Below are 23,330 nucleotides of genomic sequence, written 5' to 3' on the forward strand. Positions count from 1 at the left end.
CGGAACTGCCTCTTGAGCCTCTCAAAACGCCATGCGTAGGTAAATTCTGCGTACTGCCAGCCCCATCAGATGCGCAGAATTCATGTAGCGACGCCTTGGACTGCCGCAAAAGGTCGGTTTTATGTGCACTCTGCCTGTCGGCAGAGGGCACTCCCGTCCGGTTACTTCAAGGTTGTCGTGTAGTTAACCGGAATCCCCTGGTCATTGATCACCGCATAACTCACTGACTCACCGGGTTTCGGCGGAGTGTGACTGTCAATGTAAGCATCAGATTGTGGGGCAAGAGTGAGATTTTTTATTGATTGCTGACCTTCAGAATAGACATTCATGCTCATGAACCAGGGAGTAGGGTTGGTTATGGCGATTTTATTTCCCTTTACCGCGAAACGGAGCTTTTCCGGATCGGTGGTCAGCGGGGCGTTTAGTCCCTCAGGCCGTATAAAGATTTTTAGCCGGATTCGCAGCGGTAACACCACTTTACGTTCAGCCGCGTTAAGCTCTTTTTTCAGCGCAGGGATCTGATAAATATTTAACCAGTAGAGGCTCTCTTTGTCCGCGGGCAGCGCCTGACGTGAAGTGAGTACCAGACGCAACGATCGCATTTCTCCCGGATACATTTTTACCACCGGCGGTATGACTATGACGGGCGTGATGCTGGCGTCGGGTGAGAGAGTCAGGTCACCGTCATCTGTCCAGATTTGCAAATACGTTTCGTTTCCGCCGCTGTTGACGACGTTAACAGACTGGCTCAGATCCGATTGATTGAAAACGATCCGGGTTTTATCCACATTGACCACCGCCCAGACGCTGAATGAGAGCAGGACGCCAGATAACACAACGACGTTACTGAAAACTGACCACAACCTGTAACTGCGCATTGACTGTTCCTGCTGTAATAGTTTGCCCGCTGAGCGCTTCAAGAGAGGCGGTGAAATCACCACTGTAAATATCAGCGCCTCCTGAGGAGATTTGCGACGTTAAATCTTTATAGGCATACCAGCCACGGCTGTTGCCCGTGCCCGTCACTGTTCTGTCAGGCAGTAAATTGAGCGCCATATTATGACTGTCATAAATTTTTATACCGACGCCGGAGGCGGCAGCGCTGCTACCATAGTGGGTATCCAGCAGCCAGGTTAACCCGCCGCCAGCTGTAGTCAGCCCCAGATTTCTTGCCTGCGTTACCGCATTTGACTGGTTAACGAGAAAGCCCATAGCGACATTTGCTGACGTGATCGTCGATGTACTGGTGCCGGAGATGGCACCGGACTCGCACTGGATAGTGATAGTAAAAGGAGCCTGACTTTTCCCGCCCGCGGCAAGGGTATTCACGCTTACGGTAGGCAGCAGCACCACCGAAGGATAATCCTGGACTTCGCATAGCGCGCCACGCACATAGGTGACATTTGAGAAGGTGCTCCATGCAGCGGGCCAGTTACGGTAAAAACCATACCAGTAAGAGAGACTATCCTGGCCCACTTTCAGATTATTGGTATCCAGCCCGGGTCCTTTAAAAGCAATATATCCGCGAGGTTGTGTCCAGTTGTCCACATAGCGATTGCTGTTGCTGGCGTAATAGCGCGTAGAGTCTATTTTAAACATTTCATACAGCACATTGCTGAAAGCACTGGCCGGAATATAAATATAGGTGCCATCAGAATACCAGTCACTGGCTGTCAGCTGTCGGGCTTTCCAGTAGCGACTGTAATATTCGCCGGTTGTCAGGTTAGTTAGCCTGACGGCAACATTTGCAGCGACATCATAATAGGCGCCGTCCACTTCAGAGGTAATATATTGACCGGCATAGGGGCTGTCACCATTGGTGGCATACATCTCATACAAACTGTCTGCATCTGCCACGGCGCAGCGGTAAAGAATCTGGTTAGCTGAGTAGGAAACATTGCTGGCCGATGACAGAAAGCTGCCTACCGAGCTGGCCAGCAGTGTGCCAGAGGGCTGGAAGGTCTTTCCGCTATTGATGCTGATCACAGATGGCAGGCCCACATTCCCTGAGCAGGTGTCGCAAGCGCCGGTCCAGTAGGCGGCGGTATAACCAGCTGCAATCGCGCTTTGAGACAACGAGGATGTGGCGGTAACAACGCTGCAATTAGCCCAGGCGGGCACATTGAACAGCAATAATAAGATATACAGGAAATATTTTTCGATTCTCACACGATTAACCCTTATGGCAGACAGCATCCAGGCGAACAATATTCTCATTCACGCGACCGGTTATTTGATAATTAACAAAACATGTTTTATTGCCCTTATATTCCCAGTTTACCTTTAAGGTTCCAGAGTCATGCGGTACACGTGCATATAATTGCCCACCCTGGCCCACAATACCTATCACGGTATTATCAGCATCACGGACCTCGGTGCCCATTGGCGGGATTTCATGATCTTCATTTTTGAGCGCGATTAAGACGGCCTTACCCTGCAGCGTGGCAAAATTAATTCGGGTAACGGAACCGGCATAGGGCACAACGCGCTGGCTTCCGCCGCTTAATTCGGCATCAGCATTCATATAGCGTGTATCAAGGCTGACGGTGTTGGCCTGATATGGCGTCAGCGACGGCAGGATAGCGTAACCAAAATGATCAATGACGGCACCCTGACCATTGCGTACGCTGGCGCCCTGGGCACCATCCGCATGGATAAGCGCAAAAGTGTCGCTGGTATAAGGTCCGGCGGTGACGCCGCCGCGATGAATCAGCAACGTACCAGAAAGCCCTAATCCAGCCTGGCGATAATTATCCCCCTGACCATAATTCGCTCTGACCGCGCCTGCGCGCGTATTCTGCTGAATATTTCCGCCGAACGAGACACTGTGGCCGCTGTTACTTTGCGTATTTTCGGTTCCGCCATACAGGGACCAGGATCGCTGATTGTTCTCGCCAGATGAACCGGTCAGTGAGAGCGTCGAATTGCGCGTTTCTTTAGACTGGTTGTAGTTATAGGCCACAGAGGTAGTGTGATTGCCCCAGTTCAGCGGAACCGAGACATTCAGTGAAACGGTATTTTCGGTATATTTCTCGCGGTATGCGTTATCACCATCGTCCAGGTTCAGCCCGAAACGATCATAATTCCAGGTAGTACGCTGACGGGCAACGTTGAGACTGTAACTGATGTTATTCCAGCTGTTGCTGTAACCTAACTGAAGCTGAGTAATACGTGACCGGTTATTATAGTAATCCGCCGTGCTGCCGCTCAGGCTGATTAAGCCATAATCGGCCATTGACTGACTCAGGGTCACAGAAAAATTATTACGCTGATGCAGCGTATCTGAATAGTAACTGATGCCATTGTCCTGCTGGCGCCGAACGCCCAGCACATCCAGCAGGTCGCGATAACCGCTGGTTGAGTAACGATAGGCGGCCAGGACCAGGTTGGTGCCGGTAGCAAAGGTTTTGCTGTAGCTCAGCTCGGCGCGCCATCCCGAGGCATTTCTGTTCTGTGCGACCTTTGCATCAGAAAAGGTGGTGTTTAATCCCACTGCGCCCGCTGCCGAAGTCCAGACACCGCCAAGCAGCCAGGCCTGATAGTCCTGAGCCAGCCGCGATCCTGCCGTAGCGGTCAGTCGGTTACTGATACCGCGCTGCAACAGCCCTTCAAAGAAGGTGTTATTAACTGAGTAGAATTGCCGTACCCGACCCAGTGCAACCGAGTAATGCCAGTTTCCCGGCCTGACCGAATCAGGCACAGAGGCATAAGGAACGGTAAACGAGGACGTTTTGCCATTGGCTTCAATAATCTCAACATCGAGATCGCCCTGGCTACGGGTATTGTACAAATCGTTGATCACGAAGGGACCAGGCGCCACGCTGGTCTCATAAATAACGCGATTCAGTTGCCTGACGATAACCCGGGCACTGGAGGAGGCCACACCGCGAATTTCGGGCGCATAACCACGCCGGCTTTGCGGACGCATCCTTTCATCGGTAGTGAGCTTAATGCCATTATAAGAAAGGCTGCCAAACTGCGAACTTTCTGTATAGCTGTCGCCCAGTGTCAGCAGACTGTTCAGCGGTTCAATGGGGCGCTGAAGCCAGGTTCTGACCGTTGTGTAGCGAACATCGCTGCCGGTAACGTTATTGTCGATAAACCGCAGATTGCCCTGATGGCGCAGCTGCCAGTTATCAATATTAGTGCCCGCCGTGATGCCACTCCAGAGATACTGGTATCTGTAACCGGAAGCGCTATTTTCCGTCCAGCTATAATTGGTGTTATGCCGGATGAAAAGGGCGGAGATCCCTTTATCCCATTCGGCGACGGGAATATTTCCCCTGGGCAGATGAATTAACTCCGCATCCGGAATGGTGAACTGCAGCCGCAGTGAAGCCTGATCAAATTGCCAGCGGGCCGCTGATGACCAGTGACGCAAGGGCTGACAGCCCTCGCTGGTTGAGGATTTATTCAGTGACTTAAGGCTTAATGATTCAGCCACCGTCAGCGGGAGACAAGGTTCTATCGGCTGACCTTTCTCTGCTGACAGAAAGTTCAGGGTGACGCCGCTTTTAACCAGCTTATTGTTAACATAGATATCGACATAATAGTTGCCGGGGGCGATAGTCTGATGGTTAAACTGATCAATATTCTGGCCAAAGGCGGAACCTTTAAACAGCGAAGGATCGAAATAGTACTCATCAGCGTGTCCATACGTTGAAAAAGTAAATGATGCACAGAGAGGCAAAAAAAAGATGCGGATATTACCTGCCTGCAATCGGATAGTCTTCACTGACTTTAGCTCCCTGGTCATTCATTGCTGAAAGAGAAATCACGCTATTAGCTGATAAAGAGTGCGTTGCCGGTTTACACCTGACTATTTTTTTGGCAAAGGGCGCAATCATTTCGGCTTCGCAGGCTGTTTTTTTGCCTGCTGTTTTTATTGCAACTTCTGTAAGTGAGAGATACCAGGGTTGAGTGTTGTTGATTTCAACCCCCTCTTTTTGCATCGTTACTTTTACACCGTCGAAAACATTAACCGGCTGACCAATCGCTTTAGGACGGTAAAAGAGTTTCATGCGGTTACGTAACATTAAAACAATACTGTTACGGCCTGATTCCGCCTGAATATTACCAGGGGGGATCTGCAGGGAGTTGAACCAGTAAATCGTCTCGCGATCCTGTGGTAATGAGATATTAGGTATGAATCGGATTCTTAAAACCTGGCCGGTCAGAGGCTGGATCCGAAACAGCGGTGGCGTGATAATAAAAGGCACGTCACTCTTATCGCCAGGTTGCGAATCCATATTGCCATTATCAAGCCAGGCCTGAATGACATAAGGAATATTATCGTTGTTCTTTAACTGAACATCGACGGAGAGAGCATTACCCGGATAAATAATTCGGCTGCCAAGAATAGTGACGCTTGCCTGGACGTTATCCGAAATAAACGTCATCAAAAAAATCAGTATTACCATTTTTAATGGGAACAGCATAATGCGCGAATACATGTCGGATATCTCAAGCGTGGTGTGCGTATCTGGCTATCCAGATACGCACGAAAAATATTACTGGTAAGTCACGGCATATTGCAGTGATGCGGTAACGGTACCCGCCGTTGGCGTGCCGGATGCGTAATAACGGGCAGAGTAGGTGGCAGAGCCAGAAGTTTCACCGGTCTGAAGTGTCAGATCACCGCTGCCGGTATAACCACTGGTCAGATTAACCACCGCATCTTTCGGATCGAGGATTTGTACCTCAACATTTTTTGCGGTTCCGGTGTTAGATAAATTACCGGCAGCGCTAACGTTATTCCCCACAAACACCGTCGAGATTTTGGTGGCCGAGGTACTGTCCCCGGCGCAGCCGCTAACGCCCACGGTGAAGGTGGTATCACCCGCAGTTGCACCAGAGGCAGCAAGGTCCGTAGTACTGACCGTTGGCAGCAGCACGACAGGGGACGCATTGTTGCCATTTACGGAAACAGAACAGGTTTCAGTGGTCACTTCTCCCTGAAAGTTGATGGTGTTATCTGAAGCTGCAAACACGCTGGCTGACACCAGCCCGGCACTGATTAACACAGCAAGATTAAGCGTTCTGAATTTGGTGTTCATTTAATACTCCTTTATCATAATTATGCGGAAAATAACTGATTGAGGCTGATGCCCATTTTCCGGCGAATGGCATCTTTGATGTTATAAACACGCTTGACTTCAATCCCCATTTCTCTGGCAATAATCGGCAGTGACAGTCCGTTCATCGCCAGATCAAGGAACCGAACTTCATCCTGTTTAAGTGCATTGACTTTTTTCCTGACCTCGCCTTTTAAACCGAAATAACAGCCCTGGATTTGTCTGTTTATCTCCTCCAGGGAAAAATCGGCATAAATCACAGTTTGTATACGCAGGTCCTCTTTTTGCCAGTACGCCGCAAGCGGCTCCATATGGCGATCACTGACGATAATCAGCATTAATCCCGTATGTTTCAAATACTCAATCCAGTTGCTATTGGTAAAATACCTGACATTTTCCCTGGAGAAGTCAACGAATACACATCCTCTGCAAAAGAGGCTCTCATATTTTCCAGCGACCATGCTGAGTATGGATGAAGAGAAAAAATGATTCCCTCCAGGCCAGGTGGTAATTTTTTGCAACGGACATCTGTTATAAATGTCTGAAGCGCGATGGGTGAGATCACAGCCATATTTACAACTGGCGCAGCGAATTTCCTCTCTGGTTATCTTTATCATAATATTTTGGCGTTGTTGCGAGAGTTGTGATTATTTTATCGATAAAAATCTCCGCGTTTCAAGGCGATGAAAATTATCCGCTATTTTCTTCATTCGGATTTTTCTTAAGGGGTCACCTCCACGGGCGGGAGTAATATTTGTTGAAAATTCGGGACAAAAAGGGCGACGACGCCCTCAGCAGTGCTGAGAGACCAGGATTTTTTTACGTCCGTTAGGAATATTTCGCAAATAACGCTACTTTGATCAATAAAAATTCCGCACTCAATGCTAAATGTGAGCGAATTTTGTTCAGTGATCAATTTTGTATATAGCGGCCACTAAGATGGCATTGATAAATGACTTTTTACTGACTCTATTATTGCTTTCTCCCTTACTTCATTGAAACGATCTGCATTTTAAATGGCTTTTATAAAAAAATTAGCGACGATATTTATAGTTCACATCCCATTTTATTAAGAATACTCCTGGTAACAAAGATGTTAATTGACGCACTTACTATAAATATTGATCTAAATCAGTTATTTAGTGCATGGAAACATCACTATTTTGGTCAGTGTCATTAAAAGAAAAGAGATCTATATTTATTTCTTTCCCGGGCGTTATCATTCAGATTTTGTATACGAAGAATCATTCTTGCTGTGCGAAATTTACGTTCTGCTTTTTTGTCAGATTATACGAGATAGTTATTGGATGACAGGACAGAGCAGGGACGTTACACCTCATTTTGCGTGTCGCTGATAGTGCTGAAAACGACCGGATGTCACTGACTCTTATTTTCAATGCTCAGGGCAAAAGCATCACTGCGCTGCGGTGACTGCCTTGCAATCGCAATGCGAATAGCCGGTATGAGTCCGGCTGACCAGACAGCCAGCAGAAAGCTGACTCAGGCTTTCTTGATCATTACAGGATTAACCTGGCAAGGAACGGAGTGAAGAAAGCGTAGTTACACGTGGACGCGTTTACGACAATTTAATGGTACGCAAGGCAGACAACGAGGATGAACATAAAGCGGTGATGCACATAGACGCCTCTACAGCATTTTTGTGGCCGACAGCCCTGATGAATGCGCTAATTTTCACGTAGCGACGTCACTGCTTAAGTTGTGCAAAGCACCTGAGCAGAGAAACGGTCAGAATGCGCAGCAGTGCATCCAGCCAGCCGCAAAGGGCGAAGTCGTCATTGCATCGTCCGGCTGCAAATCTCCGATATCAGGTTTGTTGATGAGAGGATAGCGTGTAGAGTCGCTGAAGAAGATGTCCCGCAGGGAAAGCCATGCTGAATAACGTAGCATCACATTATTTCAGTTTCGGAACAGAGTAAGCGACAGTAACAAGGTCAGGCAGACGTTGTGATCGTTTCTGACAGATTTTGCTGTACAGAGGAAAACAGTCAGGATCAGCCCAAAATGGTGAGCAGACCATACAATAGAGCATCACGCTCCCGATCAGAATCAATATGCGCATAATGTATATTATGTTAAATTAGATATTAACAGCGCACTTATCGGCTGGATACTGCTCCGTTCTTTCCTGGTGTTCCGGCAATCGCACTGCCCTGCGTCTTAGAATTGATTCCTTCAAACTTACTGCCCGATAAGAACCCCGAACGACGATTCGGTCCGGGGTTGGTTTCATGACCGGTCAGTTATTTGAGATGCGAACGCAACTCTTCACCCGCCTGATTAATGGCTGTTCTGACCGTGGGTTCCTGACTTAACGCGTTCAGCAAACCGTAATCATGAATCATGCCATTGTAACGCGTCACGGTAACCGGCACGCCTGCTGCATCCAGCTTACGACCGAACGCTTCACCTTCATCACGTAACACATCCAGCTCTGCAGTCTGAATCAATGTTGGCGGCAGCCCCTTCAGCTGTTCAGTGGTGGCACGCAACGGTGATGCCAGGATGTTATTACGATCTTTTTCCGAAACGGTATAGTTATCCCAGAACCACTTCATCATGTTCTTCGTCAGGAAATGTCCGTCAGCAAATTGATCATACGACGCGGTGTCGAAACGCGCATCGGTAACCGGCCACAGCATTACATCATAACGGATGGCCGGCGTTTTAAACTGCTTCGCCTGCAAGGCAACCGCCGCCACCATGTTACCGCCAACGCTATTACCAACCAGCGCCAGACGTTTTCCGTCAACGCCAATTTCAGCGCCATGTTCGGCGACCCATTTAGTGGCTTCATAAGCCTGAGTAATTGCCACCGGGAAATGGGCTTCTGGCGATGGTTGATAATTGACAAATACCGCAGCAGCGCCGGATGCATTCACCATGTCACGTACCAGTCGCTCATGGGTCGGAAAATCACCCAGCACCCAGCCACCGCCGTGGAAGAACATAAACACCGGCAAGGTGCTGCTGGCGTGCTCGGGCTTAACGATGGTCAGCGTCAGAGGCTTGCCCTGTACGGTAATGATCTTCTGTGAAATCTGTGCCGGCGGCAGTTCTGCGCCCTTCTGCGCCCCCGTCAACACCGCTCGGGCATCTTTGACGGAGAGTTGCTCAATCGGTTTACCACTCCCGCTGTTGAGCGCCTTCAGGAAAGCGGCCACGCCTGCGGTCGGTTGCGGACTGTTTTCAGTGGGTGCAGCAAACGCGGTACTCATCTGGCTGGCTAACAATAATGCACTGGCGATCAGTTTCATTTTCATCACAGGGTTCCAATTAACTTGCTATTAAGTAGTGTGCTATCTGGTTGGCAGGACAATGACACGGCGAACCTGGATTGTAAACTACTAAATAGCACACTATTTATCTCAAGCTTTTACCCTCTCTGACTATTTTCGTCATTAACAGACTACTTTGCCGCTATCTGTATCGATTTTCAGCAATTAAGCACTGCGCCTGAGCACCTGAAAAAAGTTAAAAGCATAGAGTTTTTTTCTGGTTAAGTTCAGCATGGACGCCAACGGTGCTCGCTACCCTATCCCGCTGCCGCTGCCGCTGCTGAGTCCGTTCGGTTATACACCCTGTCTCGGTCAGACCTTTGTACGTATCCGGCTCGCTGACCAGACGTGCCGGATTCACATTCTCACGTCATTCGCGACGGAAAGCAGCCCGCCCACGAGTCGATACATGTCCGGTAGTTGATAACTGACGAGACGATTCTGTGGATAGATCAGAGGATTGCTATCGCTACGTTGCCCGCCAGGGGCCAGGCTTTGTTTTATTGCTGAATTCAGAGAGGATTTCATCTGGTGCCTCTGTTCCCTGATTAGCTATGACTGCACAGGTGCTGGACTATGATTAAGCAGAAACTTTGTATGATGTAACTAAAGACATTTTCCTTCTTTCTCAGAAATTTCACATTTCCTGCGGCTAAATATCTCTTTGCCCTCAGGCGCATTACTCTCTCTGCACTGTCACCCGACTTCAGACAATCAATAAAGGAAACATTGATGAAAACTTCATATGCCTTGATCGCAACATTACTGATGACCTCTGGCGCATCCGCTATCGCTGCTCAGCCTGCTACCGCTAAAAACCCACTGAGCGTGCACGTTCTTAACCTGCAAACTGGCCAGCCAACGGCAGGCATCGAAGTTGAACTGGATCAGAAGCAGCAGGATAACTGGGTGAAACTGGCGTCAGGCGTCACCGATAACAATGGTCGCATCAGCGCCCTGTTCCCGCAGGACAAAACAGCCAGCGCAGGCAGCTACCGCGTGGTGTTTAAAACCGGTGACTTCTATAAAAAGAACAACCAGAAAACCTTCTTCCCGGAGATCCCGGTTGAGTTCAATATGGAAGCCAGCGGTGAGCACTACCATATCCCGTTGCTGCTGAGCCCGTTTGGTTACTCTACCTATCGCGGCAACTGATCCCGATCCGGCACTCAGGTGCCGGATTTCCCCTCTCCCGCTACCCGCGCCGGAAAGCACTCCACCAGCCAGTCGATAAATACCCGTAGCCGTTGCGTTACGTGCCGGTTTTGCGGATAAACCAGATGAAACGCATAACCCGCCGGACGCCAGTCGTGCAGGATCTCAACCATTTCTCCCTGCCGCAGAATCGACGACAGCGAATAATTAAATGTCTGAATGATCCCAAGCCCTGCCAGTCCCGCGGCCAGATGCGCGTTGCTTTCATTGACGCCTATGCGATGCGCACTGGTGATCTCAATTTTCTCTCCCTGACGTTCGAACCGAAGCGGAAATGGCTTGCCGGTTTGCGGCGAGAGATAACTCACCAGCCGGTGTCCGTTGCGCAGTTCATCAGGATAGGCGGGCACGCCAAACGCTTTAAGGTAGGCGGGTGTCGCGCAGGTAATGAGCGTAGCGTGCCCTATCAGGCGGGCAATCAGTGAGGAATCGACCAGCGGACCGCCGCGGATCACACAATCAACGTTGTCACTGATAAGATTGACCGGGCGATCGGATACGCCCAGATCCAGCGTAATATCAGGATAGCGGGCAAAGAAATCGGGCAGCAGCGGAATCAGAACGTCCCTGGCGGTAGATCCGCCGACATCAATGCGTAACTGCCCACGCGGCTTACTGTGCAGTGAATTGAAACAGGCATCAATATCTTCGAGATCGTGCAGGATGCGCAGCGCTTTCTCATAGTATTCACGCCCTTCTGCGGTGACGGTCACGCGTCGGGTGGTGCGCTGCAGTAGCCTGACGGAAAGATGCGCCTCCAGCTCCTGAACCAGCTTACTCAGCGTCGCCTTCGGCATATTCAGCGAGTCCGCCGCCCGGGTAAAACTGCCGCTTTCCACCACCCGTGAAAAGGCTTTTATCGCCAGCAGCTGATCCATTCTATCTCCCTATTATCCACCCGTGTGGATAGTCATTTTCATTTTAGCGGATTTATCCGCCAATCCTCCTCTCTTACAGTAGCAATCAGTCCGGCAGCCCCGCTGACCGGGAATAACCCAAACTGTCTAAGAGACTATCCGGAGAAGAACTTATGAACGCATCACTCGCAGGAAAAATTGCACTGGTTACAGGCGGAACGAGCGGAATTGGCCTGGCTACCGCCCGGGAGCTGGCGGCACAGGGCGCACAGGTTTTTATAACCGGCCGTCGTCAGGCGGAGCTGGATGCCGCCGTCGCTGAAATCGGCGGAACCGTCAGCGGCATCCGCGCAGACGCCTCACAACTGCACGATCTCGATGAGGTTTACTCGCGAATTGCAGCACAGGCGGGACGCCTCGATATTCTCTTTGCCAACGCCGGGGGCGGCGACATGCTGCCGCTGGGGGCGATTACTGAAGAGCATTTTGACCGTATCTTTGGCACTAACGTACGCGGCATGCTGTTTACCGTACAGAAAGCCCTGCCTCTGCTGGTTGATGGCGCATCGGTAATTCTGACCGGATCGACTGCCGGAGCGCAGGGTACTGCGGCTTTTAGCGTCTACAGCGCCAGTAAAGCGGCAGTGCGCAATTTTGCCCGTTCGTGGGCGCTGGATCTGAAAGATCGCGGAATCCGGGTCAATGTCGTGAGCCCCGGCCCTGTCCGTACGCCTGGGCTGGGTGATCTGGTCAGTGAAGATCAGCGTCAGGGCTTGTTTGATGCGCTGGCAGCACAGATACCGCTTGGTCGCCTGGGTGAACCGCAGGAGGTTGCCCGCACCGTTGCGTTTCTCGCCTCGGATGCCGCCAGCTTTATCAATGCGGCAGAACTGTTCGTTGATGGCGGAATGGCACAGGTCTGAGAGTGACCCTGTAGCTGAATATCAGACCCGGGTGATTGTCATTATCCGCTACGCAAAATCCCGGTTCGCCGGGCGTGAGCAGCAAAGCTGCGCCTGGCTGAACCGTTAACGTAATAACCCCTGTCAAAGGCAGCAGGCTGCGTTGATCTGTAACCTGAATCCGGCACGCCGTCATAAAATGTCACGTTGAAGAAACACCCGCCTGGCAAATCCCCCGCTATAGTTATTGCCTGTCACGTCAGTCATAAAAACCATGGAGATAACATGAGCCAACTTTTTTCCACTGTCTCGCTGGGCGAACTTACGCTGGATAACCGCATTGTGATTGCGCCGATGTGCCAGTACTCCGCTGAGGCGGGCAATGCGACCGCCTGGCACCGTATCCATCTTGGCCAGCTGGCCTTTTCCGGCGCAGGTCTGATGATCATTGAAGCCACCGCCGTAGAGGATATTGGTCGCATCTCCCCAGGCGATCTCGGTTTGTGGAATGATGATAATGAAGCTGCGCTGAAAACGGTTCTGGAAGATGTCCGCCGCTACTCCTCTATTCCGGTTGGTATTCAGCTGGGCCATGCGGGACGCAAAGCGTCGTGTGCCGTACCCTGGGAAGGCGGTAAGCAGATTGCGCCTGAAGCCGGCGGCTGGCAAACCGTGGCTCCGTCCGCACTGAGCTACAGCGCGGATGAAGTGAAACCGGTTGCCATGCACACTGACGATCTGGCGAGGGTAAAACAGGCCTTTGTCGACAGCGCCCTGCGTGCGGTGCGTCTGGGAATTCAGCTCATCGAAGTGCATGCCGCACACGGCTACCTGCTGCATCAGTTCCTGTCGCCGCTGTCGAATCAGCGCAGTGATGAATATGGCGGCTCGCTGGAAAACCGTATGCGCTTCCCACTGGAGGTCTTCAAAGCCGTTCGCGATGCCGTACCCGCTTCCGTGCCGGTAGGCGTGCGCATTTCCGCCACTGACTGGGTCGAAGGCGGCTGGGAGATCAATCAGTCAATCGCCTTCTCGCGTGAGCTGGAAGCGCTGAACAGTGCCTATATTCATGTCTCAAGTGGTGGTTTGTCGGAAGATCAGAAAATCAGCGTCGGACCCAACTATCAGGTGCCGTTCGCCCGCGATATTCGTGAGCAGGTGTCGATTCCGGTGATTGCGGTCGGCTTAATCACTGAGCCGCAGCAGGCAGAAGATCTGCTGCAACAGGGTGAAGCTGATCTGGTGGCGCTGGCGCGCGGTATTCTCTACGATCCGCGCTGGCCGTGGCACGCAGCCGCTGCGCTGGATGGTAAAGTCCAGGTTCCGCCACAGTATCTGCGTTCTGAACCGCACGATGTAAAAGGCATCCTGACGCAGGATCAGTAAGCTTTAACGGGCAGACCGCATTAACGGCGGTCTGCCCGTTCTCTTATAAAATGCCTTTCAGCCGCAGATGCTGCAGCAGCATGATGGTCTTGGCATCCACAATCTCACCCTGGTCAATCGCCTTTAACGCCTGGTCAAAACCGAGCTCAAGCACCTCAATATCCTCACCCTCTTCCGCTATTCCGCCGCCTTCACCGCTACGCTGCTGATCGCCATACTCGGCAATAAAAAAGTAGAGTTTTTCAGTAACCGAACCGGGGCTCATAAAGGCTTCAAACACCTTCTGCACATGGCTGACACGAAAACCGGTTTCCTCTTCGGCTTCGGCAACAATACGCGCTTCCGGCGAGGCGTTATCCAGCAAACCGGCGGCCGCTTCAATCAGAAAGCCATCATGTCCGTTCAGGAAAATCGGAAAGCGAAACTGACGGGTCAGTACCACCGTACGTTTGTCACGGTTGTAGAGCAGGATCACTGCGCCATTACCGCGGTCATAGGCTTCACGGCTCTGCTCCTGCCAGCGACCGTCACGGCGCAGCAGCGAGAACGTATATTTCTTCAGGGTATACCAGTTGTCTGACAGCAACTGCTCATTGATGATGCGCACGCGGGGATGGTTCTGCTGCATGATGCTCTCCAGGATAGTAGACAGCCATCACGCTATCATGCACAATCGTGCAACTTCAAGAAAAAACATGCAAAGGCCAGTCATGCTATCCAGCCAGCGAAAACAGACGATTCTCGCCCTGCTCGCCCAGGAAAAACAGGTGCAGTCGCGCGATCTCAGCCAGCGCTTTGGCCTCTCCGAAGACTCTATCCGCCGCGACCTGCGTGAACTGGCGGCTGAAGGATTGTTGCAGCGGGTACATGGCGGCGCGCTGCCGGTTTCCGCTGCGCTGGCCACCTTTGAAACACGCAAAAGCGTGCAGACTGCTTCCAAACAGGTTATTGCGCAAAAAGCCGTTTCGCTGATCCAGCCGGGACAGATCGTACTGATTGATGGCGGGACCACCAGCGCGGAACTGGTGCGACTGTTACCCGCCACGCTGAGCTTTACCGCGGTCACGCACAGTCCCAGCGTGGCGCTGGCGTTAGCCGATCATCCACTCGTGGAGATCATACTGATTGGCGGGCAGCTCTATAAACATTCAGTGGTGACGGTGGGCGCAGCGATGCTGGAGTCGATCAACCGCATCAATGCCGATCTCTTTTTTATGGGCGTCACCGGCGTGCATCCGGCGGCGGGCCTGACCACCGGTAATTTCGAAGAGGCGACGGTCAAGCGTGCGCTGGCAGGACGTGCAGCGGAAACCGTGGTGCTGGCGTCAGCGGAAAAGCTGAACTCCGCCTCGGCGTTTGCCATAGGAGACCTGTCGCTGGCCAGCACGCTGGTCGTGGAAACGCTGCCGGATGAGGCGCTGCGACAGGCACTGAGCCAGCAGGGTGTGACGGTCATTTGAGTTCGTAGCAGGCCTGCAGCGCAAGATGCGGACCGGTCAATGGTCGCTGTGTGTCAGGAAACTGCTGTGCTACTGGCATCATTGAGCTTTGCGCCAGGGCCACCGTAACGGCTCCCTGCTGATAAGCCTGCTCTGCTGCTGCTGCAATCAGTGCAAAATAGCGTGTTGTCTCCCCCGCTTTAAACGCCGCCCATGCTCCCTCCACCAGCACGACCTCCACCTGGCTGCCGGGCTGGCAGAAAAGTGCCCGCGTCGCCGCCAGCGTTGATTCTGCCGCACAGAGCGCAACCTTGCGCCCTGCCTGACGCTGCAGTGCCTCCGCTAGCATTTCGTCGGTGCGCATGACCCGATCCTGCGCGCTGAAATCACCGGCAACTGGGCCCAGCGTCGAGCAGGTGATCAGTACCGCATCAAACTGCGGCAGCAGCGTTTCAATCATTTGGGCAATACGGCGGCGTAACGCAGTCGTCATCCCGCCGCTGCGTTCCGCTTCTGCCAGCAGCGCAGGCATCACCAGATGATTCAGCGGTGGATTGTCACGCGCCAGTGCGCGGGCGGCATCATCAAATATCGCGATATTACTGGCCGCGGTGTGAAAGCAAAGAATGTTCAGGGTGAGCTCCGGTACAGGTCAGTTTGCGGATTGACAGGCTGCATGCTGGATAACAACACGATAACCATCCCTGTCGATAAATGTCACGCCCCGTTGGTCCCAATAGGGATTAAATGCAGGAACCCGCATAAATCCTGCCTCATCCATACAGGCACATCGGGCCAGCCAGTCAGGCCGTTGCGGAATGTAGAGCACCAGCAGGTCCTCATCTGTCGGCGATGGCCGGACGGGATGCGTGTGACAGAGCGTGAATTCGAGATGCCAGCCCACCCCTTCAACGCCCAGCATCACGCCACTGAACCCCTGATGATCAGTAAACTCACCGATTTCTTGCAACCCCAGCCCGTGGCAATAGTTCTGACTGCTTTGCGTCAGGTCTGTCACCGGTCGGGCAATACGCAGATGCTGGATAATCATGGTTCTCTCCCTGTAGAGTTCACTGATATTTATCACAATCTTCAGAGCTTCCCGTGACGCCGGATGCGCAGCAACTTCCCATGCCCATAAATTGAAGGCATAAAAAAACCCGCCTTAGCGGGTTTTGGAGGAAGCTGACAGTCAACCAGCCTTTGCTTCGCGTGAACGCACTGTGCCTGAGCGCTCCGCAAGATCAAAAGATTCTTTGAGCTGACGCATTGCTTCCGCTTTACGCTCTGCAACTGTCATTTTTTTCAGGGTTGAAATATCGTGTTTTGAGTACATAACCTCTTCCTCCTTCGCCTATGGCGGTATTCACTTCATACATTACATCACGGGGCGGATGCTGTAAAACCCGGTCTAGAAGCGTTTTAGCTTCTCTGTTTCGGCAATCGCAAAATATGCCCTGGCCCTGTAAGTCTTGTGGTGAAGCGTAATGATAGTCGCCTCCCTCTGACCTGGATGCGTGGCATGCCGCACTGCTGATGACCCGCCTGCCCGTTTTTTGCAAGCGGATGTGAACAGCCATCAGCCTGAACCCATGACGCGAATGGTCCTGCATCCGCTGTGTCCCCGTGGTTAGCACCCTATGCCCTGTTATCGGTAAATCAGCTTACCGCTCACAGCGCTAAACGCATTCCCGCCGTGGTCATCTACACTTTCCCGGTATTCATATGGTGATGCCCTGAGCATTGCCCGGCTATAAAAGGATGACAATATGACTGAACAAGCAACCCAGAACCATGCCTGGTTACTGGCTTCACGCCCACACGGTGAGCCGACCAAAGAGAATTTCCGCCATGTGGCGCAGCCCGTCCCGGAAATCAAAGAGGGTGAAGTACTGCTGAAAACCATCTATCTCTCGCTTGACCCCTACATGCGTGGGCGGATGGACGAGGGTAAATCCTACGCCGCGCCGGCAGAGCTGGATCAGCCGATGGTGGGCGGCACCGTCTGTCAGGTCGCCGAATCGAAAAACAGTGACTTTAAGACCGGTGACTGGGTGCTGGCGCAGAGCGGCTGGCAGGAATATGCCGTCTCCGATGGCAAAGAGATTGCGAAGCTGGGCAACGATCTGCCTCATCCCTCATGGGCGCTGGGTATTCTCGGTATGCCAGGCTTTACCGCCTATATGGGTCTGATGGATATTGGTCAGCCGAAAGCGGGTGAAACCCTGGTCGTTGCCGCCGCAACCGGTCCGGTGGGCGCAACGGTCGGCCAGCTGGGTAAACAGAAAGGCTGCCGTGTCGTTGGTGTGGCGGGCGGTGAAGAGAAATGCCGTTACGCGGTCGATACGCTGGGCTTTGATGCCTGCCTCGATCACCACAGCGCCGACTTTGAAGAGCAGCTGAAAAACGCCTGCCCGGATGGCATCGATATCTACTTCGAAAACGTCGGCGGCAAAGTGTTTGATGCCGTATTCCCGCTGCTGAACACCGCTGCGCGCGTGCCGGTCTGTGGTCTGGTCTCGGCTTACAGCCAGCGTGAGCTGCCGCAAGGCCCGGACAGAACCTCTCTGATCATGGCGGGCATTCTGAAACGCCGTATCCGTATGCAGGGCTTTATCATCTTCCAGGATTATGGTGACCGTTACCCTGAGTTCCTGGAGGCGATGCGTCCGCTGGTGGAGAACAAAAAAATCCACTATCGCGAGCACATGATTGAAGGATTAGAGAACGCGCCACAGGCGTTTATCGATATGCTGAATGGCAAAAACTTTGGTAAAACCGTGGTGAACGTCGGCGCCTGATGACGTTAGCGTGCCGCGTCACTGACGTGGCACGCCATTAATCAGTGCGGCTGCCGGGAAACGTGTTCGGCAGCTGCACGATTTGCCGCACTCACCGCTTCTGCCAGCGTCACCCCGCTACTCAGGCGCTGACACAACACGCCGACAAAACAATCCCCGGCACCGTGGGTGCTCACCAGTGTCACCTTCTGCGCCGCCAGTGTATGCGTCTCTCCCGCCTCGCTGTAAGCCACACCATGTTCACCAGCGGTAACCACCACTCTGGCAAACCGGCTGGCCAGCGATTCTGCCGCTGAGCGCGCCGACGTCAGATCCTGCACGCTAATCCCGCACATATCGCGCGCTTCAATGGCGTTCACCACCAGCAGATCGATACAGTTTTCAAACGCGGCTGACAACGGCCGGGCGGGCGCGGCGTTGACGCAGACCGTAATCCCCCGCTGCTGTGCCGCCTGGGCCGCACAGAGGTTCACCGCTTCCGGGACTTCATTTTGCAGCACCAGCAGCGACACCGCCTGCCAGAAGCCGGGCTGCTCAAAGGTCTCCAACGGGATCTGCTGATTAGCATTGGAGACCACCACAGCACCGTAATCTCCTTCGGCATCGGTAATCGCCACGCTCATCCCGGAGGGAAGCGCATCAATGATGCTGACGGCGGTGCAATCGACCCCGGCCTGCTGCAGATGATCCAGCAGGAATTGCCCCTGCTGATCGCACCCCACTGAACCGGCGAAGCGCACAGCGGCACCCGCGCGTGCCGCTGCGACGGCCTGATTCCCCCCCTTGCCACCAAACTTATAGTGACAGGCGCTGCCCATCACCGTTTCGCCTTTTTCCGGGCGATGGTGTGCATCCAGCATAATGTCGTAGTGAAGACTGCCGGTGACTGCAATTTTGCTCATAGCTAGAATTCCCGCAGATCCTGAACCGCATGCTGGGTTTTCATCAGGTTCTTCTCCGCCCGCTTCAGATCTTTCTTGGCGATAGCGACAAACAGCGCATCCAGAATATTGAGCTGGGCGATGCGTGACGCGGCGTTTTCACCCAGCAGATGCGATCCCTGAGAGGTTGAATTGAGGACCACATGCGCACTCTTCGCGATCGGGGATTCGGCGTAGTTGGTAATGGCGATAACTTTCGCGCCATTCCTCCCCGCCAGTCTGACCGGATCGTTCACCGCACGCGTAGCACCCGAATGGCTGATGGCGATAACCACATCGTCATCAGATAACACGGCGGCTGACATCAGCATGATGTGGGCGTCGTCATAGGCTGTCGACTTAATGCCAATCTTCAGCATCTTGTGTGACAGGTCCCGCGCCACGGCGGCAGAGCCGCCCACGGCGTAAAGATCGATATGACGCGCTTTAAAGATAATGTCCGCCGCACGATTGAATTCAGAAACATCCAGAATCGATAAGGTCTCTTCAATCGCCTGGATAGAGGTCCTGAAAACTTTGGCCAGCAACTGCTCCGACGAATCATCCGGCTCAATTTCCGCATGCAGCCCTGCCACTTCAGACTGGTTGTAATAGATCAGGCCACTTCTGAAATGCCTGAAGCCGGTGAAGTTAAGTTTTTTGGTAATCTTAACGATCATCGCTTCAGAGACATTATTCTCCCGCGCAATCTCCTTTAATGAGGATTGCTCGGTAATGTCGGTTCGGGCAATTATCGCCTCAGCTACCCGACGTTCTAACGGCGTCAGCTGGGGCAAACGCATACGAATCTGAGCGCCAATGGCTCGCGGATCTTGCTTCATTACTTGCCTCGGGTCGCCCGGTCAATCAACATCGCTATGATAATAATAAGGCCGGTAGCGAGCAATTGGTAAAAGGCCTGAATGTTCAGTAAGGTCAAGCCATTACGTAACGCACCGAGGATAACCACGCCGATCAGCGTTCCGAAGATACTGCCCTTGCCGCCCATTAACGACGCACCGCCAATGGCCGCCGCCGCAATCGCATCCAGTTCCCACAGGTTGCCGATGGTCGGTTCGGCAGCCCCCAGACGACCAATCAGAATCAGCGAGGCCAGTGAGGCCAGTAAGCCGGAGAAGATATAGACCGTGACCTTGGTGCGCTTAACCGGCACACCCGCGACCCGCGCCGCCTCTTCATTGCCGCCAATCGCCAGAATATATTCCCCCAGCGGGGTCTTATTCATCACCGTCCACAGCAGCAGCGCAATCACTGCCACAATCACAATCGGCGTCGGGATACCGAAAAGCGTACTGTTAATCAGGCTGCGAAATTCCAGCGGAATACCGAAGATGGGATTGCCGCCGGTGTAGATCAGCGCAATGGCCCGGAACAGCGACAGGCCGCCCAGCGTCACAATAAACGGCTGCAGCCCGGCATAGGCGATCAGTGTGCCGCTGAACAGCCCGCACATCGCGCCCACACCCAGCGTCGCGAGGATCGCCAGCGGCACCGGCACGCCCGATGCCATCAGGGTTGCACCCAGCACCGCAGAGAGCGCCGCCGTGGGGCCGACCGAGAGGTCAATCCCGCCGGAGATAATCACCAGCGTCATGCCCAGTGCAATCAGGGCGTTGATTGAGGACTGCTGCAGAATATTCAGCAGATTAGGCAGGGTGAAAAAGACCGGCGACAGAAACGAAAATGTCACCACGATAATCAGTAAGCCAATTAAGGTACCGGCATCACGCAGATTAAATTTAAGCCGCAGCGCAGGTCGGGTACCCGGCCCGGTAGATGTCTGAGTTGTCATAGTTATAACCTTAAATAGTGTCAGGTAAGCGGTCAGGCGGTCTGGTCGATATCTTTGATGGCATAACGGGCAATGTTCTCTTCGGTGATCGCGCTGCCGGTTAACTCTTTGGTTATCCGGCCCTCGCGCATCACCAACACCCGATCGGAGATGCGCATGATCTCGGTCATTTCTGACGACACCACCACAATGGCTTTGCCCGCCTGGGCCAGTTTTTCAATCAGGTGATAGATTTCAGACTTGGCACCAATATCGATACCGCGCGTCGGTTCATCAAACAGAAACACATTGGCATCCGCCGCAACCCAGCGGCCGATGATCACTTTTTGCTGATTGCCGCCGCTCAGCGTGCCGATGGTTTTCTCAATGTCGAGCGGGCGCAGTTTCAGGTCGCCCATGACCCTCAGCGCCTCGCGGTCCAGCCGGGCCTGGTTCATCAGCCCCGCCGACGTGAAGCGGTGCATCGACGGCAGCGCCATATTCATCTTCACCGCCCGCTCTTTGATAATGCCCTCTTTTTTGCGGTCTTCTGGTACCAGGCCAATGCCCGCCTTGATCGCCGCACGCACGTTGTGGTTCTTCACCGCGGCACCGTTGACGCTCACCGTGCCACGGGTGCGCCTGTCGATACCGGCAATCAGCTTCAGCAGTTCGGTGCGCCCCGCGCCAACCAGTCCGGCAATGCCCAGCACTTCGCCCGCACGAACGCTGAAGTTTGCCGCCACCACCTCATTGCCACGCGTCAGATCCTCTACCCGCAGCACTTCGCGATCGGTGACAAAGGCCTGATGGTCAAGCTTGTCGATCTTCCGTCCGACCATTTTGGCGACGATGCTCTCCTCATCCTCATCATTGATATTGACCACCCCAACCTGCTTTCCGTCACGCATAATGGTGGCGCGGTCGCACACCCGGAAAATCTCATTCATCTTGTGCGAAACATAGATCAGCGAGACGCCGGTCGACTTCAGATCGCCAATCAGCTCTGCCAGCCGGTCAAATTCGCGTGGCGTCAGGCTGGAGGTCGGCTCATCCATGGCGATGATTTTGGCGTCATCCAGCAGCGCCCGGGCAATCTCAACGATCTGCTGCTGCGATACCTTGAGGTTCCTGATCGGCGTATCGGGATCGATAGTGGGATCCAGCGTCTTCAGAATCAGGGTAGCCCGCGCCAGCTGGGCCTTTTTATCCACCCACCAGCCTCCGGCGCGGGTCAGCGGGCGACCCAGAAACATGTTCTGCGCCACGGAAAGCTCAGGCACATGCTGTAACTCCTGGTGGATCATTGCGATCCCGGCCTGACGGGCGCTGAGCGGACTGCGGATCTGCACCCGGTTTCCATTGACGCTGATCTCTCCGCTGTCCGCGCCGCGAACGCCGGAGAGGATATTCAGCAGCGTCGACTTACCCGCGCCATTTTCCCCAATCAGCGCGTGCACCTCGCCGGGCCGCACTGAGAAATCGACCTCCTGCAGCGCGGCGGCGTTACCGTAACTTTTGCTGATGCCACGCATCATTAGGCGAAACTGTTCCATACCCGCTCCCGCTGACTTATTGTTGAGCCAGCAGCTGACGCAACCGGTTGTTGTCTTTGGTTGAGAACGCTTCGACATTCTCTTTGGTGATCAGCGCCTGGGGTGTCGAGACAACGCGCGACAGTTTCTGTCCATTGATCAGCCGGATAATGACGTCCATCGCCACTTCACCGGTCAGCACCGGGAAACTGTCGACCGTGCCGGTCAGCTCGCCGCGCTTAATCGAGGCGTAGGCATCGGAAATACCGTCAGTGCCAAAGATGGCCACCTGTGACGCTTTGTTCTGCGCGCGTACCGCCTCCACCACGCCCAGCGCCATGGTGTCGTTGTTAGCGTAGAAGCCGATTAAATCAGGATGCTGCTGCAGAATGGTCGATGCGGCGTTAAAGGCCTGCTCGCGACTCCAGTTAGCGGGCACGCTGGCCACGATGGTGAACTTCCCGGCGCTGTCCAGCGTCTCTTTAAAGCCACGGGTGCGCTGTCCGGCGGCATAAACCCCTGGCTGCCCTTCAATCACCGCCACGTTGCCGCCCTGCGGATGGTGCTGAATAAACCATTTGGCCACCCGCACGCCATTGTCCTTCTGGACGTTGCCGACGTAGTAGCGCGCATTCGGCATCACCGCATCATTAACGTTCACCACCGGGATATTTTTACTGTTGGCACTCTCCAGTGCAGGCTCCAGGTTGATATCGGTCTGCGGCGAAACCAGCAGGCCGTTAAAGCCCTGCGAGATCAGGGTTTCCGCAATGGAGAGCTGACCAAGCTGATCGTCTTCATTGGCCGCCGCCTGATAAGCGACAGTGAAACCATACTTTTTCGCCGCGTTCTGGTAGCCCTGGCCGAGTGAGCGCCAGTACTCATTGGTCAGGGTTTTCGATACCCCGCCAATCTTCAGCGACTTATCGACTTTTGGCAGTGCGCCATATTTGGTGTCGAGCTGGGTCCAGTCGGTGCGATCCGGTTCGGTATCGGATTGCAGCGGTGCCAGTTCTGCCGCATAAACCGTGCTGCAGAGCAGTGAGGAGGCGATAAGAGCAAGCAGGCGTTTTTTCATTTTTTATTCTCAGGGTGTTGGGTAGAGGTGTGATG

At 53.4% G+C, this 23,330-nt stretch carries 22 protein-coding genes; 5 read left to right on the plus strand and 17 right to left on the minus strand.

Annotated features, from left to right (window positions below; all coding sequences use genetic code 11):
• Positions 1 to 161: 161 nt before the first annotated feature.
• From NR195_RS03290 to NR195_RS03320, 7 genes are all read right to left on the minus strand, one after another.
• Positions 162 to 878: a fimbrial assembly chaperone gene (locus NR195_RS03290; RefSeq protein ID WP_172608564.1), complete on the minus strand. Its 717-nt coding sequence runs from the start codon at positions 876 to 878 to the stop codon at positions 162 to 164.
• Positions 844 to 2,196 carry a fimbrial usher protein StbD gene (gene stbD / locus NR195_RS03295; RefSeq protein ID WP_050498533.1) on the minus strand — a complete coding sequence of 451 codons (1,353 nt, stop codon included), beginning with the start codon at positions 2,194 to 2,196 and terminating at the stop codon, positions 844 to 846. Before stbD ends, NR195_RS03290 begins: the two co-directional genes overlap by 35 nt.
• Entirely contained in the window at positions 2,174 to 4,735 is a 2,562-nt protein-coding gene (locus NR195_RS03300; RefSeq protein WP_256844115.1) for a fimbrial outer membrane usher protein, read from the minus strand. Before NR195_RS03300 ends, stbD begins: the two co-directional genes overlap by 23 nt.
• Entirely contained in the window at positions 4,707 to 5,453 is a 747-nt protein-coding gene (locus NR195_RS03305) for a fimbria/pilus periplasmic chaperone (RefSeq protein WP_163639361.1), read from the minus strand. Before NR195_RS03305 ends, NR195_RS03300 begins: the two co-directional genes overlap by 29 nt.
• 57 nt (positions 5,454 to 5,510) lie before the next feature.
• Positions 5,511 to 6,056, minus strand: a complete 546-nt coding sequence (locus tag NR195_RS03310) for a fimbrial protein (RefSeq protein WP_033767254.1) — start codon at positions 6,054 to 6,056, stop codon at positions 5,511 to 5,513.
• Between the two features lie 20 nt (positions 6,057 to 6,076).
• Positions 6,077 to 6,595, minus strand: a complete 519-nt coding sequence (locus NR195_RS03315; RefSeq protein ID WP_233273056.1) for a LuxR family transcriptional regulator — start codon at positions 6,593 to 6,595, stop codon at positions 6,077 to 6,079.
• A 1,740-nt stretch (positions 6,596 to 8,335) separates the two neighbouring features.
• Positions 8,336 to 9,355, minus strand: a complete 1,020-nt coding sequence (locus NR195_RS03320; protein ID WP_010244912.1) for an alpha/beta hydrolase — start codon at positions 9,353 to 9,355, stop codon at positions 8,336 to 8,338.
• Between the two features lie 747 nt (positions 9,356 to 10,102).
• On the opposite strand from NR195_RS03320, the gene uraH reads away from it, so the two are divergent.
• Entirely contained in the window at positions 10,103 to 10,525 is a 423-nt protein-coding gene (uraH, locus tag NR195_RS03325) for a hydroxyisourate hydrolase (protein ID WP_010244915.1), read from the plus strand.
• Positions 10,526 to 10,539: 14 nt separating this feature from the next.
• On the opposite strand, the gene NR195_RS03330 is transcribed toward uraH, so the two are convergent.
• On the minus strand, positions 10,540 to 11,463 hold the full coding sequence (locus NR195_RS03330) for a LysR family transcriptional regulator (RefSeq protein ID WP_256844116.1): 924 nt from the start codon (positions 11,461 to 11,463) through the stop codon (positions 10,540 to 10,542).
• A 152-nt stretch (positions 11,464 to 11,615) separates the two neighbouring features.
• Between NR195_RS03330 and NR195_RS03335 the strand changes: the two genes are divergently transcribed.
• Together NR195_RS03335 and NR195_RS03340 are read left to right on the plus strand one after the other, a co-directional pair.
• Positions 11,616 to 12,365 carry a glucose 1-dehydrogenase gene (locus NR195_RS03335; protein ID WP_089414182.1) on the plus strand — a complete coding sequence of 250 codons (750 nt, stop codon included), beginning with the start codon at positions 11,616 to 11,618 and terminating at the stop codon, positions 12,363 to 12,365.
• Positions 12,366 to 12,629: 264 nt separating this feature from the next.
• On the plus strand, positions 12,630 to 13,730 hold the full coding sequence (locus tag NR195_RS03340; protein ID WP_010670145.1) for an NADH:flavin oxidoreductase/NADH oxidase: 1,101 nt from the start codon (positions 12,630 to 12,632) through the stop codon (positions 13,728 to 13,730).
• 43 nt (positions 13,731 to 13,773) lie between these two features.
• Here NR195_RS03340 and NR195_RS03345 read toward each other — a convergent pair whose 3' ends face one another.
• Positions 13,774 to 14,358, minus strand: coding sequence for an NUDIX domain-containing protein (locus tag NR195_RS03345; RefSeq protein ID WP_010244931.1), 585 nt, complete (start codon positions 14,356 to 14,358; stop codon positions 13,774 to 13,776).
• An 82-nt stretch (positions 14,359 to 14,440) separates the two neighbouring features.
• Here NR195_RS03345 and NR195_RS03350 point away from each other — a divergent pair, with 82 nt between their 5' ends.
• Complete coding sequence (locus NR195_RS03350; RefSeq protein WP_256844275.1) at positions 14,441 to 15,190, plus strand: DeoR/GlpR family DNA-binding transcription regulator; 750 nt, start codon at positions 14,441 to 14,443, stop codon at positions 15,188 to 15,190.
• On the opposite strand, the gene NR195_RS03355 is transcribed toward NR195_RS03350, so the two are convergent.
• The 3 genes from NR195_RS03355 to NR195_RS03365 form a co-directional block, all read right to left on the minus strand.
• The gene (locus NR195_RS03355; RefSeq protein ID WP_010244933.1) at positions 15,183 to 15,701 is read right to left on the minus strand and encodes a hypothetical protein; all 519 of its coding nucleotides are present in this window, start codon (positions 15,699 to 15,701) and stop codon (positions 15,183 to 15,185) included. The two genes, NR195_RS03350 and NR195_RS03355, sit on opposite strands and share 8 nt — an antisense overlap.
• Before the next feature lie 120 nt (positions 15,702 to 15,821).
• A complete protein-coding gene (locus tag NR195_RS03360) occupies positions 15,822 to 16,220 on the minus strand; it encodes a VOC family protein (protein WP_256844117.1) in 399 nt (132 codons plus the stop codon).
• A gap of 141 nt (positions 16,221 to 16,361) precedes the next feature.
• Positions 16,362 to 16,505, minus strand: a complete 144-nt coding sequence (locus NR195_RS03365; RefSeq protein ID WP_022625658.1) for a hypothetical protein — start codon at positions 16,503 to 16,505, stop codon at positions 16,362 to 16,364.
• Between the two features lie 433 nt (positions 16,506 to 16,938).
• On the opposite strand from NR195_RS03365, the gene NR195_RS03370 reads away from it, so the two are divergent.
• Positions 16,939 to 17,970 (plus strand): NADP-dependent oxidoreductase, encoded by a 1,032-nt coding sequence (locus NR195_RS03370; protein ID WP_010244937.1) that lies wholly within the window; start codon positions 16,939 to 16,941, stop codon positions 17,968 to 17,970.
• Positions 17,971 to 18,011: 41 nt separating this feature from the next.
• On the opposite strand, the gene NR195_RS03375 is transcribed toward NR195_RS03370, so the two are convergent.
• The 5 genes from NR195_RS03375 to NR195_RS03395 are packed head-to-tail and all read right to left on the minus strand — an operon-like array spanning position 18,012 to position 23,295.
• Positions 18,012 to 18,872, minus strand: a complete 861-nt coding sequence (locus NR195_RS03375) for a PfkB family carbohydrate kinase (RefSeq protein ID WP_256844118.1) — start codon at positions 18,870 to 18,872, stop codon at positions 18,012 to 18,014.
• 2 nt (positions 18,873 to 18,874) lie between these two features.
• Entirely contained in the window at positions 18,875 to 19,732 is an 858-nt protein-coding gene (locus NR195_RS03380) for a MurR/RpiR family transcriptional regulator (protein WP_010244943.1), read from the minus strand.
• Positions 19,732 to 20,703, minus strand: coding sequence for an ABC transporter permease (locus tag NR195_RS03385; protein WP_010244946.1), 972 nt, complete (start codon positions 20,701 to 20,703; stop codon positions 19,732 to 19,734). Before NR195_RS03385 ends, NR195_RS03380 begins: the two co-directional genes overlap by 1 nt.
• 32 nt (positions 20,704 to 20,735) lie before the next feature.
• Complete coding sequence (locus NR195_RS03390) at positions 20,736 to 22,238, minus strand: sugar ABC transporter ATP-binding protein (RefSeq protein WP_187510800.1); 1,503 nt, start codon at positions 22,236 to 22,238, stop codon at positions 20,736 to 20,738.
• Between the two features lie 16 nt (positions 22,239 to 22,254).
• Positions 22,255 to 23,295, minus strand: coding sequence for a substrate-binding domain-containing protein (locus tag NR195_RS03395; RefSeq protein WP_010244953.1), 1,041 nt, complete (start codon positions 23,293 to 23,295; stop codon positions 22,255 to 22,257).
• Positions 23,296 to 23,330 lie beyond the last annotated feature (35 nt).

The sequence above is a fragment of the Pantoea sp. Ft-CA_14 genome, from assembly GCF_024520875.1.
In the GTDB taxonomy this organism is placed as follows: Bacteria; Pseudomonadota; Gammaproteobacteria; order Enterobacterales; family Enterobacteriaceae; genus Pantoea; species Pantoea agglomerans.

Excerpts from the sequence above, each read along its gene's own strand:
- NR195_RS03290 (WP_172608564.1), bottom strand. The coding sequence starts at position 878 with ATGCGCAGTTACAGGTTGTGGTCAGTTTTCAGTAACGTCGTTGTGTTA.
- stbD (WP_050498533.1), bottom strand. The coding sequence starts at position 2,196 with ATGCTGTCTGCCATAAGGGTTAATCGTGTGAGAATCGAAAAATATTTC.
- NR195_RS03305 (WP_163639361.1), bottom strand. The coding sequence starts at position 5,453 with ATGTATTCGCGCATTATGCTGTTCCCATTAAAAATGGTAATACTGATT.
- NR195_RS03310 (WP_033767254.1), bottom strand. The coding sequence starts at position 6,056 with ATGAACACCAAATTCAGAACGCTTAATCTTGCTGTGTTAATCAGTGCC.
- NR195_RS03320 (WP_010244912.1), bottom strand. The coding sequence starts at position 9,355 with ATGAAAATGAAACTGATCGCCAGTGCATTATTGTTAGCCAGCCAGATG.
- uraH (WP_010244915.1), top strand. The coding sequence starts at position 10,103 with ATGAAAACTTCATATGCCTTGATCGCAACATTACTGATGACCTCTGGC.
- NR195_RS03330 (WP_256844116.1), bottom strand. The coding sequence starts at position 11,463 with ATGGATCAGCTGCTGGCGATAAAAGCCTTTTCACGGGTGGTGGAAAGC.
- NR195_RS03335 (WP_089414182.1), top strand. The coding sequence starts at position 11,616 with ATGAACGCATCACTCGCAGGAAAAATTGCACTGGTTACAGGCGGAACG.
- NR195_RS03340 (WP_010670145.1), top strand. The coding sequence starts at position 12,630 with ATGAGCCAACTTTTTTCCACTGTCTCGCTGGGCGAACTTACGCTGGAT.
- NR195_RS03345 (WP_010244931.1), bottom strand. The coding sequence starts at position 14,358 with ATGCAGCAGAACCATCCCCGCGTGCGCATCATCAATGAGCAGTTGCTG.
- NR195_RS03350 (WP_256844275.1), top strand. The coding sequence starts at position 14,441 with ATGCTATCCAGCCAGCGAAAACAGACGATTCTCGCCCTGCTCGCCCAG.
- NR195_RS03355 (WP_010244933.1), bottom strand. The coding sequence starts at position 15,701 with ATGCCTGCGCTGCTGGCAGAAGCGGAACGCAGCGGCGGGATGACGACT.
- NR195_RS03360 (WP_256844117.1), bottom strand. The coding sequence starts at position 16,220 with ATGATTATCCAGCATCTGCGTATTGCCCGACCGGTGACAGACCTGACG.
- NR195_RS03365 (WP_022625658.1), bottom strand. The coding sequence starts at position 16,505 with ATGTACTCAAAACACGATATTTCAACCCTGAAAAAAATGACAGTTGCA.
- NR195_RS03370 (WP_010244937.1), top strand. The coding sequence starts at position 16,939 with ATGACTGAACAAGCAACCCAGAACCATGCCTGGTTACTGGCTTCACGC.
- NR195_RS03375 (WP_256844118.1), bottom strand. The coding sequence starts at position 18,872 with ATGAGCAAAATTGCAGTCACCGGCAGTCTTCACTACGACATTATGCTG.
- NR195_RS03380 (WP_010244943.1), bottom strand. The coding sequence starts at position 19,732 with ATGAAGCAAGATCCGCGAGCCATTGGCGCTCAGATTCGTATGCGTTTG.
- NR195_RS03385 (WP_010244946.1), bottom strand. The coding sequence starts at position 20,703 with ATGACAACTCAGACATCTACCGGGCCGGGTACCCGACCTGCGCTGCGG.
- NR195_RS03390 (WP_187510800.1), bottom strand. The coding sequence starts at position 22,238 with ATGGAACAGTTTCGCCTAATGATGCGTGGCATCAGCAAAAGTTACGGT.
- NR195_RS03395 (WP_010244953.1), bottom strand. The coding sequence starts at position 23,295 with ATGAAAAAACGCCTGCTTGCTCTTATCGCCTCCTCACTGCTCTGCAGC.